Below are 16,247 nucleotides of genomic sequence, written 5' to 3' on the forward strand. Positions count from 1 at the left end.
TAATCAGTGACGATACCAACACAAATGCAATAATGTATACATAATAATCACTCATTATATCTGTTACTTTTTTAATCGGCTGGAGAGAATAGAATATATAAACAAATCCTTTTACTTAGCAATCTCTCATTATTGGTTTGATTATTTCTAGATACTTAATGCCCCCCTATACTCATTTCAAGTGTTAATCCATTCCTATTGAAATTGCAAATGATAAATTTATCCAGTTTTCCTTTTTGTCTACTTGCTAAATTCAGCAAGTAAAATGTTTTTAAAAAATTCCGGGTTATTAATGTTTAAACTGTTCGAATTGATAGCGAGTGTATGTTTACCTCCAAGTGTTCCACCAACAAAAGTGGAAAACCCTGGAACGGCACCTCTGTGTCCCCATACCGAGACACCGTTCGGAAGCTTAATTTCAAGGATTCCAAGACCATATCCAGTTCCCTCTCTATTTGTAGGAACTGTAGTAAGCATTTGTTTTAGTTGCTGTTCCTTCAGTAATTTGCCACCTAGTAAGTAAGAGAAGAATTTGTTTAAGTCGTCAGCAGTAGAAATCATATCTCCATCCGAGCTACCTGGGTTAATATAAGTAACGTCTTTTAGCTCACTCGCTCCGTCTAGTTGCAAATAGCCACGTGCATGCTTGGTACCTGGAATCACGCTTGAATTGCCAGGTAGAAATGTATTTGACAAATCAAGCGGTTCAATAATCCGATTTTCAACCTCTTCGGCATAACTGTTGCCAGTTACTTTTTCAATAAGGATTCCCAGTAATACGTATCCTGTGTTTGAATAAGACCAACCCTTTCCTGGTGCAAAGTCTGGGGGAAGTGAAATCCCCATCTTTACGAATTCCTCAGCCGTGTACGATTTTTTTATATCCGTTATATCAAAGTCTTTTGAATTTATATAGTCAGCAATACCACTTGTATGATTCAATATTTGCCGGATAGTAATCTGGTTACCATCATATCCGTTTCCTTGAATGACACCAGGCAACCATTTTTCAATGGAGTCGTCTAGATTCAAACGATTCTCTCCAGATAATTGAAGTAGAGTCGTTGCAATGAACGTTTTCGTCACACTGCCAATGCGAAAGCGAAAATCTGCTTTCATTGGTCTCTTAGTTTTCAGATCCGCTACCCCAGCGGTATAACTCCAAGTTTTACCACCCTTAGAAATTTGAGCGAGTATTCCCGGGTATCCAAGTTGCAGTTCATCCCGTATTGCTTTCTTAACGGAAGTACGATCGCTTTTCGTACTTGTTTGTAACGAACTAGATACATTTTGCGTAGATTCTGCTTTTACAATTGATGTTGGTGTTATGTATAACAGGGAACTTCCACCTATTAAAAGTGCTAGACTTGCACATGTAATTTTACTGCGTGTTTTCATAAAGAATTCCTCTCTTCTATTTAAATTATATAGATAGTTAATAGCAGTGTCATATACGAACCACACAGCTATCCATTCTCTCAATGATGAAAAGGCAACAATGCATTTGCAATCATTGTACTCATTATTTTCACAAAACACTCTTGTTACTGATTATTTGTTTTATATGTAGGCCGTACTTGTTCCCCCCTTCACGCCTCCTTATATTTTTATCCTACACAATGAAAATCTCTTTTTCCTTACCTATTCCTTATAAATTCCTTAATATACAAAATCACTTCTACAATAGGATCGAAGTAGCATCTGTGCCCAAAAGCGCAAAAAACACCGATGCTTTTCGCTTCAGTGTTTTTTGCGCTTTACATATTGAAGATTCGTTTTACTCTTAACAGGTTAAACTGCTGATTTTTTCTAATACGATTATTCTTCTTGCTATATAAAACAAATTTCATAGTGTTATATGAAACACTATGAAATTTGTCATTAAGGTACATTATTCTAAATTTATTGATGTAGTTGAGATGGACTCACTTTTTGAATTTGAACAAGTATATCAAACGTTTTACCTAATGATATATCAACAGTTTTTGGTATATCAGGCCCTTCGGTAGTTATTCCAGCGAAAATTGGATGTTGTTCGTTTAACCAAGTTTTTGTCACGCCGTTCGCCTTACGTAAATCAATAAAAAATTGATCTTTTTTGACCTGTCCAAAAATGTAGTTATAACTGTTTGGATCATCCGATTTTAATGTTCCATATGGGCCAAATTCACCATTGCTATTCTTGACATTGTATTGTCCTTCATAAACTGACGTTCCAATAGATACGTATCTTTTTCCGTAATATTCTGTCAAATGCTGCCCAGCTACTTTAGGATATATAAAAGGAAGCATATTTGTTTTTGAAACGTGTCCATTATGTCCCCATACAATGGTTTTCCCTAAATGTTCTTCAGTCCACTTCGCATTTTCATACATTGCAATATCATGTTTCAAATAAAAATCCGCTGGTTTATCAGGAGGTGTCGCTAACATTGTAGTAAACTGTTCAATAATACGAGCATTTTGCTTTATCCATGCAAACTCTTTAGATTTTCCATTTAAATAGCTTTTATTTCCCTCTAATAAAGCACTAATTTGTTTAGCATCTAAAACATACTTTTCTTTTTCTTCTTTCGTAAGGCTTTCAAAAGTATTCATATCCTTTGTTACAGGAATAAGATCTTTTATCTTCTCTTCTACTCTAGGCAACAGTTTTGAATTGTTCGCTTTAATATATTCTATTATGCTATTATAGACATTCTCGTTTACTGATTGAATGTCCATCCCAATGATACGTACTTTCGATTTATGTTTTGGATTAGCATTATATTGCCGAATCCAATCAAGTAAATCTAGCATTTCTTTCGTCTTAAATGTAGGTGATAAATGTTGGCTTGGGTTTCCCTTTCCAGTAAGAACATATCGATCAAGTTCCAAAGCTCTGTCCCATCCCTCTTCTAAAACTAAGTTGGTAAAGCCCTTTTCAGATACTAAATACTTAACAATGCGGTGTTTCATTGTAAAAATCTCATGAGCCCCATGCGTAGCTTCACCTAAACCTACAATTGAAGCTGAACCTATCATATTCTTAAGTGGTTTCAAATCATTAAGAGATGCAGTTGGATTAGTTGTTTTTAAAGGCTTTGCATGTGCTTCTAACCATTTCACTATTTGATTTATATTGTAGGGAGCTGTAACAGAAACCTCTGTTTTCGAATCTGCATAAGTATTTCCTACAAAATGAGTCATTGTTATAGCAGAAGCAACAATTGCAATAATTATTTTCTTTTTCATAAAAAACCTCCTGAAATATTTACTTATAGCTTTTTGACATACTCTGCCAACTTCCATTTAAAACATTCATTTTCTTATTACTGTTAAGATACATTTATTCTAATTCCTAAAACTCACTTATTTCTTAATAGGTTCTTAAGAAATTCTTAATTCACTTATACGAATATAAAACTACATAAGCTTCAATCCATTGTAGTGTAAATTCCTCATTGCATAACATTATAATGTATAGATATTCGTTATAAATGATGTTATCTAAAGTATTCAATTTCAGTATGTATTATTAACGTGGTTAATATGAAGTTCCAAATTTTGATTGTTTGTAGTCTCTTTATCATAGAGTTAATTTAGGGGTTATTTTTTGTTCACTTCATTTTTTTCGGTACTCTGCATCTAGACGGTATACCCATTGGCCACAGTTAGACTATTTCAAATCAAAAAACTAGATTACCTGCACACTAAAGAGTATAGCGCACAGGTAATCTAGTTGTTTTTGAGATTAATAAAAACTAATTTATTTGTTGAATTCTTCCATCGATAATAGACTGAATTGGTTCTTTTGATTTTTTTATATAATCTACTAATGCTTCAAAATCAGTTGGTCCTGTTTCAGCATCTTTACCGTTTTTAAAGGATACAAATCCATCTCCACCTGAAGCTAGAAATGCGTTAGCAACGACGCTGTAAGTTTTAGAAGGAATGATTTCTTCTCCATTTGTTAAGCGAATACTTGTTACTTTTTCTCCATTAGGCTTGTTCGCATCCCAAGTGTATTGGATACCTGAAATTTGAAGCATTCTTGTTATATCTTTTTGCCATTGTTGATTTAAAATATCACGAATGTCTTGACCTGTTAAATTTATTTTTATTAATTGATTTCCGAATGGTTGAATACCATATATCTCTCCCCATGTAATATCACCAGCATCTAAGTCATTACGAATACCACCAGGATTCATAAGTGCAATTTGAGATTGCATTGTTGCACGCTGGGCATCAGCAACTAAATTTCCGAGAGTAGATTCACCAGCCGTATTGAGTTTACGATCTAGTGGAGCAATAGACTTACCTACAACTTCATTAACAAGAGGTGCGATTTTTGCTTGATATTTCTCCATCTTCTTCTTTATTTTTTTATCAGGCTCCATGCCTTCATGGTAAGTTGTAACAATTTCTGCTTTTTTCTCAACAATATCTTGTGTCTTACGATCAATCTTTACATCAACATCAGCAAAAGCCATACCATAAGAATTTGCTTGTACGACAAGTTTATTATTAACAGTTCCATTTACATAAGTGTGGCTATGCCCACCAAAAATAACATCGACTTCTGGATCAGTCTCATTTGCTAATCGGACGATATCACCATTTGTTACACCGTTCCCATCTGTTATACCTCCGTTATGCGCAAGAACAACGATAGATTTAACGCCTAGTTTTTTTAATTGCTTTACGGATTTGTTAATAGCTTCAACTTCATCTGTAATTTCTACATTCTTTAGCATAGTAGGCATAACAAGGTTAGGAACATCCGTTGTTACGACTCCGATGAATCCAACAGGAACTCCTTGTACCTTTTTTATAGTGAATGGTGGTAAATATAAACGACCAGTGGATTTATTATAGAAATTTGCGGCAACATATGGGAATTTTGCTCCTTTAAAATTCCCTGTTTTCTCATGGTATCCACCATAAATAAGGCGGTTCATTTCCGCAACACCTTCATCAAATTCATGATTTCCTATCGTTCCAACATCGAATTTCAAATCATTTAGAAATTCAATCGTAGGTTCGTCTTGTAATAATGCTGAAACAGGAGTACTTGCTCCAACAACATCGCCAGCATGTACCTTTAATGTATTCGGATTTTGTTTTTCACGATTACGTAAATAAGCCCCTAAGTACTCAATTCCCCCTGCATCTTTATTGTTAATTTTTTTTACCGTGTCTAGTTGCCCATGAAAATCGTTAATACCGAGCATTTGCACATCTATGTAGCGGTTTGGTTCTGTACTCGCTTGTACTGAAGGCAAAGCAAATACACTAGTAAAAGTAACTGTACTTATTGCTAAAGCAACTGGAATGATTTTTTTCAACATAAAATTTCTCTCCCCTAATAATTAAAATCTGACATAATACGATGTTATTTTAATATATTAAGAGAATTATTTCTATAAAAATTCAACTAATTATAAAAATTAATAAAATTTTATTATTTTCTGACAAAACATTTCTTTTTTTGAGGATTATTCAAAATATTATCTTGATAGTAATATAACAATACTTCTAAGAAATCTAAAAAACTCTAATCAATACATTTTAGCTGTTAAGAAGAATATTCAATCCAAAACTACTGGAGATTTATCAATCTAACATCTCAATATCACCATTTAAAAAGATGCTCCTGGATTTATCCAAGAGCATCTTTTATAAAGCTTTATTTTAACTTGTTTATAAGTTATCAATTAACAATTATATAGTTATAATTAGTCCTTTAAAAATAATAGGAGTGCTTCATTAAATTCTTTGGCATGCGTTGCATTTAGCCCATGTGGACCACCCTTTATTAACGTTACTTTAGAATTAGGAATTGCTTCATGTGTTAATTTCCCACTATATTCAAATGGTACAGTCGCATCTGAATCACCATGAATAATAAGGGTAGGTATATTAACCTTAGCTAAATCGCCTCTGAAGTCTGTTTTGCTGAAAGCAGCGATACAATCTAGTGTTCCTTTAGGTGATGCACCTGCAGCGATATCCCTATTGTAAAGTCGAAATGGTTCACTAACTAAGTCAGTTCGATCTCCAGCAGCAAAAAATCCTTTCGTAAACTCATCAAGGAATGCTAGGCGATCACTTTTTACTCCATTTTCAAATCCTTGAATTGCTACATCATCTAATACACCCTCAGGATGATCTGCTGACTTGTAAAGGAATGGTGGTACAGCTCCTGCAAATACAGCCTTCTCTACTCTATTGGTTCCATATTTCCCAATATACCTAGCTACCTCTCCTCCACCCATAGAAAAACCAACAAGTGTGACATTTTGAAGCTCTAAATGTTCTAATAGTTGATGTAAATCAGAAGTAAAGGTATCATATTCATACCCATCCCACGGCTGAGATGATTTTCCAAATCCTCGACGATCATACGTTATAACTCTGTATCCAGCCTCAACAAGAGCTGGAACTTGGTATTCCCAAGATCGACCACTTAACGGCCAACCATGAATTAGTACAACTGGTTTTCCTGTGCCATGATCCTCATAATATATCTCAATTGGTGCTTGATTTTCGGTTCCTACAGTAATTTTAGCCATGCTTCTACCTCCAAAAAATATTCTAATATGTATCCTTTTCTTCAATAACTCGGATGAATCTCATAACCTATTCATGCACCTTTATGTTGTGAACTCTAAGTATGAAACTCTATTGTTCCAATGCATTCATTTTCTCCTTTTGGAACAATCCCCCCCTCTAATACCTTTTTCATCATAAAATAATTACTGAACATTACTCATATTCAATTGTAATAACAAAAATAGGTGACTATCAATATTGTTCTATCTATAGGATGTATAGGTAAAACCAATCTATTTTATAGTGAAAACAACTATAGTTACGACCTATACAAATTATAGATGATTTAGAATTGATTAATTAATCAGTTTTCAAATACTATAAATTTGTATAGCACTTCATGTTCTGTGAATGCTGCTATAACCAATATTATTGGTCAGCTTAGTTATAAACGAAGAAACTTATGATAGTATTCGACTATTTAAACTTTCTTCGATTACTTAATTTTTAGGAGGAATACATAATGACTGATTTCTATTCTCGTATTAACAAAGATGATGCTGTCGTGCTTTTAGTAGATCATCAAACTGGTCTTATGTCCGGACTAGTACGTGACTATGGTGTTGATGAATTCAAGAACAATGTTCTAGCTCTTGCTCATACTGCTAAGTTTTTTGATTTACCAGTTATTTTAACAACAAGTTTTGAAAACGGGCCTAACGGACCTTTAATGCAAGAATTGGTTGATCTCTTTCCTCATGTACCAAAAATAGCTCGACCTGGACAAATTAACGCATGGGATAATGATGATTTTGTAAAAGCAATCGAAGAAACTGGAAAAAAGCAACTTATCATCGCGGGCGTAGTTACTGACGTTTGTGTTGCTTTCCCTGCACTTTCCGCTATAAAAGCTGGATATGAAGTATTTGCTGTTACTGATGCTTCAGGAACTTTCAGTAAACAAGTAGCAGATGCTGCAAATACTCGTATGGCACATAGTGGTGTGCAACTTATGAACTGGTTTAGCGTAGCTTGCGAATTACAACGTGATTGGCGCAACGATGTCGAAGGTTTTGGCAATTTGCTTGCTAGCAATCTTCCAGGCTATCAAAATATAATTGGAAGCTATATGGGCGCGCAGCGAGATCTTAGTAAACAAAATGCATAAATGTATTTCAAGGAAATAGCTTTAAATGGTGGTATTGCCATCCAAGACCGCATGGCTTTTCAAGGTGAATACTTTGTTGATTTATACGGAAAGGAAGCTGCAAAGCGTACTCCTCCGATTTATCGTATGTTAGACCTAGGTATACCTGTTGGCGCCGGTAGTGATGCAACTAGGGTTTCCAGCTATAACCCTTGGGTCGCTCTTTACTGGATGGTTGCCGAAAAAACCATTGGTGGACTTTCGATATACGATGAAAAAAATAAACTTGATAGAAAAGTAGCCCTGGAATTATATTCAAAAGGAAGTGCGTGGTTCTCTGGTGATGAAGGTAAAAAAGGAACCCTTGCAGTAGGTCAGTTTGCTGATCTTGCTGTATTGTCTGCTGACTACTTTACTGTGCCAGAAGAAGAAATCAAGAACCTTGAATCATTACTCACCATTATGGGTGGGCAGGTTGTTTATGGAAATGATGAATTTAAAAATTTATCACCTGAATTGCCACCAGCATCACCTGATTGGTCACCGACGGGAGTTTATGGTTATGGTGGTGCTAACCTAGCCCACACTATACTTTCTCACGATGCCCATGATCACAAGTTACATAGTTACAGTAACCCTCTCCATCAACACACTCATACCGTAATAGGAAAAGATGGAACTAAATGGGGTATTGGTTGTACTTGCTTTGCTTTCTAAGTCAAAACCACCGGTATAATGCCGGTGGTATTCTTTATGCAATAAGGATATGTAAAAAGAAATAGCAATATCTCCCTAATGGAATCTATTACTATGTGATAAAATCGAAGAGCTAATTAATTAACTTGACTTATTTTTAACAGCCTTCTCTCATTGCAAAGTCTGCCCTTTTTCCCTTAAGTAAAAGTCAATGATATTCCCATTTGAATCGATCACACCACACATATAAAGCCAATGCCCTTTGACTGTAATTTAGGTCTTCTCCCAAGAATTATGTATCATGTTTAATCCTCACACTATAATCATTATTATTTTTATTATACTAATGCTTTTTCAGGATTATTTAACTTCTGCATAAAGATACGTGCTGCAAAACTTAGAAATTTATCATCAAAGTGGATAAGATTAATATCTTGACTTGGTGTCGGGTCAATAATACGAACTATGCTCAAAGTATCATTATTAACAAAGTTAACCAGTGAAAGAGGTATTATGGCAACCCCATGTCCATTGTATACAAGGCTCAATAGAGAAATAGAAGATTTTGTTTCTATATTTGCTTCAGATAAAGATAACCCTAAACTCTCACAATATATTTTAATAGATTCACGACAACTACATGAAACCATTATTCTACTGAGCCCTACTAATTCTCGAAAAGAAACAAATGATGTTTCATTCAAAGGATGATTTTTTGGAATGACAAGGACAAGCTCTTCTCTATACAAAAGGGTGCTTGTTAATGTCTCTGGAATTTGAGCACTACGTGTGATGCCTATATCAATATTTTTATCAACGATTTGATTTACAGCAACTTCGGATTCTATAATTTTCACTACGATGTTGGGATAATGTTGTTGAAACTTCATAATATAAGGTGTTAAATAAGTGAGATCCTCTAATAAACCACCTATAGTAATTACCCCTCTTTTTACACCCTTTAATTCAAAAATTTCATTATAAACTTCATCAAATTGTTGCATGATAAATTTTCCTTTATCAAATAGCAGCTTACCCGCTTCTGTCATTTTGATACCTCTTCCAACTCGATGAAACAAAGGTGTATCAAGTTCACCTTCTAACACACGGATTTGTTGGCTTAAAGTCGGCTGTGAAATACCTAGAACTTCCGCAGCTTTAGTAAAACTATTATTATTACAAACTTGAATAAAATACTCTAAATGACGTAATTCCATTCTTGATACCCACTCTCCGCTTTATGAAAGATTTATAATGAAAAGGACGATATATATATCGTTAACATAACAACTATCTTTCTTACTATATCAATTGCAATTACATAATTTATTTACTTTGCATTACAATACATTTACTACCACTTATTAATTTTTCCTCCTATTTATTTAATTTATATTTAATTAGGATATTACTAAAAAGAAATAACCTCTAAAAACTTACAATTTCTGTGTGTAACATCCTAACTTTTTCAACTGTTTAATTATCATTTTTTCTCCATATAGTCCAAACTATCAAATATTTGCCGAATCCCCCTTTATGCTGAGGAAAAATAGTGTCCATTAATTCAATACCTTCTGAAATATTTGACGCGTACGTGATACTACTACTTGCAAGTAATATTTTGTCTCCAAGTTTTTGTATAAGCTGATTATCTTTACTGTATAGTAGCTCACGCACTGCAAATTCAGTTGGATTAAGTCCATAATTTTTTATATCCTTTGCAATACATTTAGTGATTGACTGTAATTCCCTTCATAATATAACAAATAACTTTAAATATAGGCTCTCATCGTTAATCACGCTCATAATTCCCAATCCTTTACAAGTTATCTTGAATTCGAGATTTATTATATTATCGTCAAAATATTATGTCAATCATTCATTTTAGCGTTATCAAGCCACTTATAATTTATTTCTCAACATAAGACATATGGAATTAGAAGAAAACAATTGTTACTATATAAGTATCTCAATTACGTTATTTCTTTTAAAGAGAGCTTGTTGTCTAACGCAAGTTCTCTTTTGTCATATTCTAAATTGAATCGGAACAAATTACAGATGATGAGTCTGCCTATGTATATAATATAGTTTTTAAACAAAGATTAGAGCTCTCTTACAAGAAGGAGAGCTCTAATCTTTCATATAAATATTCACCATTTTTATCATTGCGGGGACATCAAAATTTTAACTTTGTGAGGATATGGCACTACCCCAATTAATAAATATTACTAACCATATATCTATCATATGTTTTATAAAACAAGATTAATTTGATTTAAAAAAAGATTTTTTTTTCTTTACTCGTAATAAATCACCTGTCCATCCTTTTACCCGCATATACAAATACATACCCCCTGTTGTGAAAATAATAAATAAGAGAGCGATTAAATAGCTATATTTCCATTCTAGTTCAGGCATGTATTTAAAATTCATACCCCATAATGCTCCTAAGGCTGTCAAAGGCGTACTCACAGCAGTTAATACAGTAAGAGCTTTCATAATTTCATTCCCACGATGAGAAGAAACAACTTCTTGTAAATGAATCATCGTGTCTAATTCTTCTTGGTACTCTTTAACAAGTTGTAATCCACGCTCTAATTTTACGTGTGTTTGTTTATAACAAAGGGTGCTTGTTAGTTTTTCTAACCAAGCTTCCTCCAATCCTTGTAACACTTCTTGTATTAAGCGAAACACATGTGTGTTCATAAATAATTCATGACGAATATGATAAATCCTTTCTAAAACTGCTATGTTATTATGATGATAAAAATCCCATAATACATTTCTGAAATTGTTTTCAAAGTAGTCAACCTTTCGCAAATAATGAGATATAAACATTGATAAGATAGCACATAATCCTTCAGCGGAAGTGTTACAATTTTTTGTACCCATAGGGAAATTATGTATTAATTTTTGGAAGTCCTCTTCCTCTTTTTCCTGAACTGTTATCAGTATTCCATGAGCTACGAAATAATGAAGAAATTTTTGAATTTTGGCCTCCTTTTTATCTTGATCATATAAAAACGAACCATATACACAAGTTTGACTTGGTGATAACGTATAAACATATAATCCATTTTCACAAGGAGAACTTATTTTCTTTACAAATTGAGAGAAATAAGATGTTATATCACGAGGGATTATAGAAGAAAGTTTTTCAAGCTCACTAGTTTTCACATGATACCAACTCCATTTCGTCATTTTTATGCATTCCATATTATTCTTCCTTTCTAAATAGTTTTATGTTTGATCGAATCATATCCGTAATATGAAATTTGTATGTAGGTATTCATATCTTGGAGGAAAAGTGTTTAGATAATAAATGGCATAGGAGGTCTTATTCTTTTAAAAGAAAGACCCCCTATATATTAGTTATTTTTATTCTCAATTTTAAACATTTCCTCTATACAAGCACTTTTTATCTTTTCTTATAAATAATTTATTATATGTGGAAAAGAAGCTACATAATTTGGCACGTCTATTCAACGAACTCCATTTCAGTCGTTATTATAATTTGGATTCATATGCAGATTGATTTGTGATGTCTTCAAATACTTGACTCCCAATAATGTAGTATCCATGAAGTGCAGCCTCTTTCGAAGCGTCTACCATACGGAAAGAAGAAATTTCACCTTGCATTTTTTCAATTCGTTTTTTGTGGAGATCTACTATTCCTCCTGTCCAAATAATAGTATCATACTGTTCTAACTTAAATTGTTCTTGTAATACACGCATGACGTCTTGGAAATGTGCATCCAACTCTTTTTGAATCAAAGTATGAACCTGACTTGTCTCATGATTTTCTTCTCGGCATTCATATCCTTTTTCTAATATGTTTGGCATGTCGTTAATATGCAATTGATTACTTTCATCCGTATGATTCTGCACGATATTCTTAATATTTTTCAAAGGCTTGCTACATCCTAGTTCCGTCTCATAATGATTTAAAATGAGATTCTGTTTCATATCTGTCATTTCTAATGTACGAAATCCGCCATCAATAATTAAGATGCGATCTCGTTCCTGAATGATTTCCTCTTTTAAGAAATAGGCATGTAAAGCGACCGGTTGCTGAAGAATCAAAGCATTTTCCACCGTAATATTAATAAATTTCCCATCAATTTGCACGGAAGTTTCTTTTTTTAGTGCACGTTGTAATTGCTCCTGCTGACTACCAAAACAAGTGATGGGAAGCCCGGTAACAACTAGAGGTAACACGACATTTTCTTTATAATCATTTGCAATGCAACCAAATATTTGTTGTTTAAATCGTTCGCTTTCATAATAATTTTCTATTTCTTCGTCAAATGGAGGAAGAAACGAAGCGTCAGATTGATGTGCTTCATTTCCCATATAGTATGCAAAATCTAAGTCTATAAAACTTACCTTTGTTAAATCTTCACTTTCAGCATGATTAGGTACAGGGGCTAGTGTGGAAGCTTCACTCTTGATCGTCATCTCAGAATCTACATCCTGTCGATATGCCCTTTTGGTAAAGCCAATTCCTACATCAATTGCATACAGAGATTTCATACTTTTTTCCTCACTTTCTATTTTTAGAGTTACATCTAGGCACTCTCTTCTTTCCCTTCTTTCACATATTTCTTTTCATTTTTCGTTTTTTCCCCATCTAAGTTCTTACTATTTTCATTTATTTCGTAATCCTTTTCATCTGTTTTCTTTTTGTTATTTTCGTTCTCTGTTAAGTCTTTAATGGTAGAAATGACAACTGGTGTGGCTGTAAGCAATTGTGGTAATGATTGTTTTGCAACATTAGCTGCAGTTGCAGAGAATTGTTTACTTGTCTCAGTTACCTTCTCTAATGTTTCCTTTATGTTTCCTTCTTGTAGTTTTTCTTTTATGCTTTTTCCTTTTGTTTGTATAGCTTTCCGATTTTCTTTTTTTAATAGGGAGACTATGACTCCGGTCGTAATCCCAATCACAGCATACTTAAATATTGTATGTTTCATTTTTCTCACCCTTCTCTACTTTTATTTTCTTCCATGCTACAACCTAAAACAATTAACTTATCTATTTATCAGATGTTGCAAGCTATTAGAGAGAATGATAGTTTTGCAGCTGCCTATCACTCGCCGTTGGTGTTTCAGCTGTTACTAGGAGTAAAATCTTCCCTTGATCTAATTTTTCTTCATATAAATTAGCTTCCTCCTTCGACAACCCCATTTCTTCCATTTGATTTCGAAGTTCGTCTCCTTTTTTGGAGAAAAAATTGATAATACTTGTGCCCAATCCTTGTTCTTTTACTCCAATCGTATTTGTGTTTGTATCATCTGCAATCTTTTTTGTTAGATGTTTTTCATGTGTTAAGACGTAAATGTCATCTTGGTGAATCCCTTGCAATTCTAGCTCTTTTACTTTCATAACTACTACCTGTTCATTTTGATATTCATAAACCACCGGTTTTCTTTCATTCTTATACATGGTATCTTTCCTCCTTTAGATTTTTTTATTTAGTTGTTATGTAATATGTAATACACCTATTTTAAAGATGTTAAACCTAAATTTTCAAAAAACTTCATACAATAGGTTATTAATGCTTTTGAATATCATAGAAATGTCACGAACACTTTGCTTTGATAACAGTGTTACAAATAACGCTTTGTTTGGAAGGTAAGCCCATTGTTTTATAGAAAATTTCTATTTAAAAAACGTTACAAAAGGAGTACAAGATATTTTTTCGTTAATTAAATCAAAGGAAAATAAAAAAACACTCTTTTAAAAAGAGTGCTAAAAAACATATAATCTAATAATGTTTCTAGTTTGATGACAGAAAGAAAGTCTTTATTAAAACATATAGTTACTAATTTAATTGCGATTTTCCTTGCACCCAAGCAGCAATATCATTTATAACATACTCAGGAATATTAGCAGGACTATAATATTCATCTGGTTTACTTATTTCTCCATCACCTTCTGTAAAGAAATGATTTAACTTTGGATATAGCTGATAATCAACGTTATCTCGTTCTTTTAATTGTTCTTTCCAAAGAGGAATTTCGATTTTTGATTGAACTTGATAGTCTCTTTCTCCTTGAATAATAAGAAGTGGTGTCTTTTGTTCTTTTGACATTTCTGCTGCTTTAATTTTCCGAATAGAATCCCAAAATACTGCTGATCCTAAGTAAAAATCTTTTGGGGGATTCTGCCCAGAGAAATTGGGATCATTTAATAATTCAAATTGCGATTTGTAGAATTTATATTGATCCAGGTTCATTGCTCCAATAGAAAAAAGATACTCAAATTGATCTAAAACAACGTCTTGGATTGTACGAGCTGGCCCTCCCATTACAATTGCTCCAGCAATATTTTTATTTTGGTCTTTTTCAATCATTTTCGGAAGCATCATTCCACCTTGACTATGACCAAGAATATATATTTGATTCTTATTTATTAGAGGCTCATTTTTAAGAAATTGAGTTACAAGAAGAGCATCATCTGTTGTCTCTTTATCAACTGTATAAAAGGGACTGAATTGTGTTTTCAACCCATGTTCATACGTTCGTTTATTATAGCGAAGGACAGCAATTCCCTTCGATGCAAGACCTTCAGCTAAATCGCGAAATGGTTTTAAAGCAAACGCTGTTTCATCCTGATCAGTTGCTCCTGATCCTTGAACAAGAATAACCGCTGGAAAAGGACCATTTCCTTTTGGAACCGACAACGTTCCTGGTAATGGAAATGCACCACTTCCAACTACTACTTCTTTATCAACAAATGATTCAGGCTTACTATATGATGGACGCTCTGCAACAGGACTAAACGACATGCTGAGTTGAAAATCGTCTATTTTTCCAGATGGATCTAGTTTAATTAGTAAAGGTACAGTCATTTTTTCAAAAACTAATTGAATCTCCACATTTGTATGAACAGGATTTGTCTCTTTTTGTGTAACCTCTCCAATTTCTATAAAAGAACCTGCTTGTAATTGCACTGGGAGTCCCTCCCAATAGCTCTTCAGCCATTCTTTAGATATTATTTTCTGTAATGACCTTGAGGTTAAATCAAATGCAGATTTATAATCTTCACTATTCATATGGCGAATAAATGAAAGAGTAGTAGATATAATAGGATTTTCATCATCTCTTTTGTCTACTTTTTTTATAGTTGTGTTTGCTTCCTTTAATTTCGAAATAAATTGTTGGTTAAACGGATAATTATATGTATCAGGATATAAGCTTGTTTTCAATACTGTCGTATTCCGTCCCTCATACAAATTTGAAGAACTCTTAAAATTTTCAGGTGAAATTACTTCCTCCGCATATGAAACTGAGGGAATTGCTATTGTAAAAATTGCACTGACAAGTAATAACTTATTACTTATTCTTCTTTTCTTACCCATACTTATTGATTCTCCTTTCAAAATTTAAAATTTCTAATACAGTATGCCAACTATAAGGAAAATAAAAATTATCAAAGAGATTAATAATCTATTTTACGATCCCCCCTAACTAATTAAAAATCTATCATTAACAAACTTCAATAAAAAATGCCTTCCCCCTCTTTTTTATCATTGAATTTTCCAAGGACTTAGAAGCACAGCACTAAATTACATGTAACCGACCCATGAGATTCTCTGTTTCAAAAGAAAAAAGCACCCCACTAGATGTTTTCTTTAATTGTTCTCACTATCATTTATTTAGATAATTCTCTTATTACTGTAAGATACATTTATTCTAAATACTAAAACTCACTTATTTCTTGATAGGTTCTTAAGAAATATCAAAAAATAAAGAAAACAAGTTATTTGGTTATTCATTCCGTAAGCTTAATGCTCTATTTAGTTTTTTTCACAAGGTGAAACTTTATTAAAAAAACTTTAAGGAATTTCCCTCTATATTTATAAGAA

The 16,247-nt window shown here is 33.2% G+C and carries 11 protein-coding genes and 3 pseudogenes; 3 read left to right on the top strand and 11 right to left on the bottom strand.

The genetic code is table 11. The annotated features are described in order from the left end of the window. Positions 1 to 240 precede the first annotated feature (240 nt). The 4 genes from F3I02_RS02415 to F3I02_RS02430 form a co-directional block, all read right to left on the bottom strand. Positions 241 to 1,464, bottom strand: coding sequence for a serine hydrolase domain-containing protein (locus tag F3I02_RS02415; protein ID WP_116777374.1), 1,224 nt, complete (start codon positions 1,462 to 1,464; stop codon positions 241 to 243). 438 nt (positions 1,465 to 1,902) lie between these two features. Then, positions 1,903 to 3,234, bottom strand: a complete 1,332-nt coding sequence (locus F3I02_RS02420) for an erythromycin esterase family protein (RefSeq protein WP_000726825.1) — start codon at positions 3,232 to 3,234, stop codon at positions 1,903 to 1,905. Positions 3,235 to 3,743: 509 nt separating this feature from the next. After that, on the bottom strand, positions 3,744 to 5,333 hold the full coding sequence (locus F3I02_RS02425; RefSeq protein WP_046946076.1) for a bifunctional metallophosphatase/5'-nucleotidase: 1,590 nt from the start codon (positions 5,331 to 5,333) through the stop codon (positions 3,744 to 3,746). A gap of 387 nt (positions 5,334 to 5,720) precedes the next feature. Further along, positions 5,721 to 6,557 (bottom strand): alpha/beta fold hydrolase, encoded by an 837-nt coding sequence (locus F3I02_RS02430; protein ID WP_001074309.1) that lies wholly within the window; start codon positions 6,555 to 6,557, stop codon positions 5,721 to 5,723. A gap of 503 nt (positions 6,558 to 7,060) precedes the next feature. Between F3I02_RS02430 and ycaC the strand changes: the two genes are divergently transcribed. Further along, positions 7,061 to 7,705: an isochorismate family cysteine hydrolase YcaC gene (gene ycaC, locus F3I02_RS02435; protein WP_000129304.1), complete on the top strand. Its 645-nt coding sequence runs from the start codon at positions 7,061 to 7,063 to the stop codon at positions 7,703 to 7,705. A gap of 18 nt (positions 7,706 to 7,723) precedes the next feature. Next, a pseudogene (locus F3I02_RS02440) lies at positions 7,724 to 8,401 on the top strand (amidohydrolase family protein); the annotation flags it as partial. 317 nt (positions 8,402 to 8,718) lie between these two features. Here the strand turns inward: F3I02_RS02440 and F3I02_RS02445 are convergent. The 6 genes and pseudogenes from F3I02_RS02445 to F3I02_RS02465 all read right to left on the bottom strand — a co-directional run bounded on the left by F3I02_RS02445 (position 8,719) and on the right by F3I02_RS02465 (position 13,822). Then, complete coding sequence (locus F3I02_RS02445) at positions 8,719 to 9,597, bottom strand: LysR family transcriptional regulator (protein ID WP_000423210.1); 879 nt, start codon at positions 9,595 to 9,597, stop codon at positions 8,719 to 8,721. Between the two features lie 219 nt (positions 9,598 to 9,816). Further along, positions 9,817 to 10,186 (bottom strand): annotated as a pseudogene (locus F3I02_RS33700) (MarR family transcriptional regulator). Positions 10,187 to 10,645: 459 nt separating this feature from the next. Continuing rightward, a complete protein-coding gene (locus F3I02_RS02450) occupies positions 10,646 to 11,596 on the bottom strand; it encodes a magnesium transporter CorA family protein (RefSeq protein WP_000388920.1) in 951 nt (316 codons plus the stop codon). Positions 11,597 to 11,887: 291 nt separating this feature from the next. Then, positions 11,888 to 12,913, bottom strand: a complete 1,026-nt coding sequence (locus F3I02_RS02455) for a ParM/StbA family protein (protein WP_196477531.1) — start codon at positions 12,911 to 12,913, stop codon at positions 11,888 to 11,890. Between the two features lie 35 nt (positions 12,914 to 12,948). After that, positions 12,949 to 13,350 (bottom strand): hypothetical protein, encoded by a 402-nt coding sequence (locus tag F3I02_RS02460; protein WP_000683207.1) that lies wholly within the window; start codon positions 13,348 to 13,350, stop codon positions 12,949 to 12,951. An 85-nt stretch (positions 13,351 to 13,435) separates the two neighbouring features. Continuing rightward, positions 13,436 to 13,822, bottom strand: coding sequence for a YflT domain-containing protein (locus tag F3I02_RS02465; RefSeq protein WP_196477532.1), 387 nt, complete (start codon positions 13,820 to 13,822; stop codon positions 13,436 to 13,438). Positions 13,823 to 13,934: 112 nt separating this feature from the next. Between F3I02_RS02465 and F3I02_RS33705 the strand changes: the two are divergent. Then, positions 13,935 to 14,120, top strand: a pseudogene (locus tag F3I02_RS33705) (acyl dehydratase). An 81-nt stretch (positions 14,121 to 14,201) separates the two neighbouring features. Here the strand turns inward: F3I02_RS33705 and F3I02_RS02470 are convergent. Next, positions 14,202 to 15,740 carry an alpha/beta hydrolase gene (locus F3I02_RS02470; RefSeq protein ID WP_196477533.1) on the bottom strand — a complete coding sequence of 513 codons (1,539 nt, stop codon included), beginning with the start codon at positions 15,738 to 15,740 and terminating at the stop codon, positions 14,202 to 14,204. Positions 15,741 to 16,247: the final 507 nt, after the last annotated feature.

Origin of the sequence: Bacillus sp. SRB3LM (assembly GCF_015712745.1) — a bacterium.
In the GTDB taxonomy this organism is placed as follows: Bacteria; Bacillota; Bacilli; order Bacillales; family Bacillaceae_G; genus Bacillus_A; species Bacillus_A thuringiensis_K.

What these genes read in the sequence shown, in the direction of transcription:
- F3I02_RS02420 (WP_000726825.1), bottom strand. Translation starts at nt 3,234, where the DNA reads ATGAAAAAGAAAATAATTATTGCAATTGTTGCTTCTGCTATAACAATG.
- F3I02_RS02425 (WP_046946076.1), bottom strand. Translation starts at nt 5,333, where the DNA reads ATGTTGAAAAAAATCATTCCAGTTGCTTTAGCAATAAGTACAGTTACT.
- F3I02_RS02430 (WP_001074309.1), bottom strand. Translation starts at nt 6,557, where the DNA reads ATGGCTAAAATTACTGTAGGAACCGAAAATCAAGCACCAATTGAGATA.
- ycaC (WP_000129304.1), top strand. Translation starts at nt 7,061, where the DNA reads ATGACTGATTTCTATTCTCGTATTAACAAAGATGATGCTGTCGTGCTT.
- F3I02_RS02445 (WP_000423210.1), bottom strand. Translation starts at nt 9,597, where the DNA reads ATGGAATTACGTCATTTAGAGTATTTTATTCAAGTTTGTAATAATAAT.
- F3I02_RS02450 (WP_000388920.1), bottom strand. Translation starts at nt 11,596, where the DNA reads ATGGAATGCATAAAAATGACGAAATGGAGTTGGTATCATGTGAAAACT.
- F3I02_RS02455 (WP_196477531.1), bottom strand. Translation starts at nt 12,913, where the DNA reads ATGAAATCTCTGTATGCAATTGATGTAGGAATTGGCTTTACCAAAAGG.
- F3I02_RS02460 (WP_000683207.1), bottom strand. Translation starts at nt 13,350, where the DNA reads ATGAAACATACAATATTTAAGTATGCTGTGATTGGGATTACGACCGGA.
- F3I02_RS02465 (WP_196477532.1), bottom strand. Translation starts at nt 13,822, where the DNA reads ATGTATAAGAATGAAAGAAAACCGGTGGTTTATGAATATCAAAATGAA.
- F3I02_RS02470 (WP_196477533.1), bottom strand. Translation starts at nt 15,740, where the DNA reads ATGGGTAAGAAAAGAAGAATAAGTAATAAGTTATTACTTGTCAGTGCA.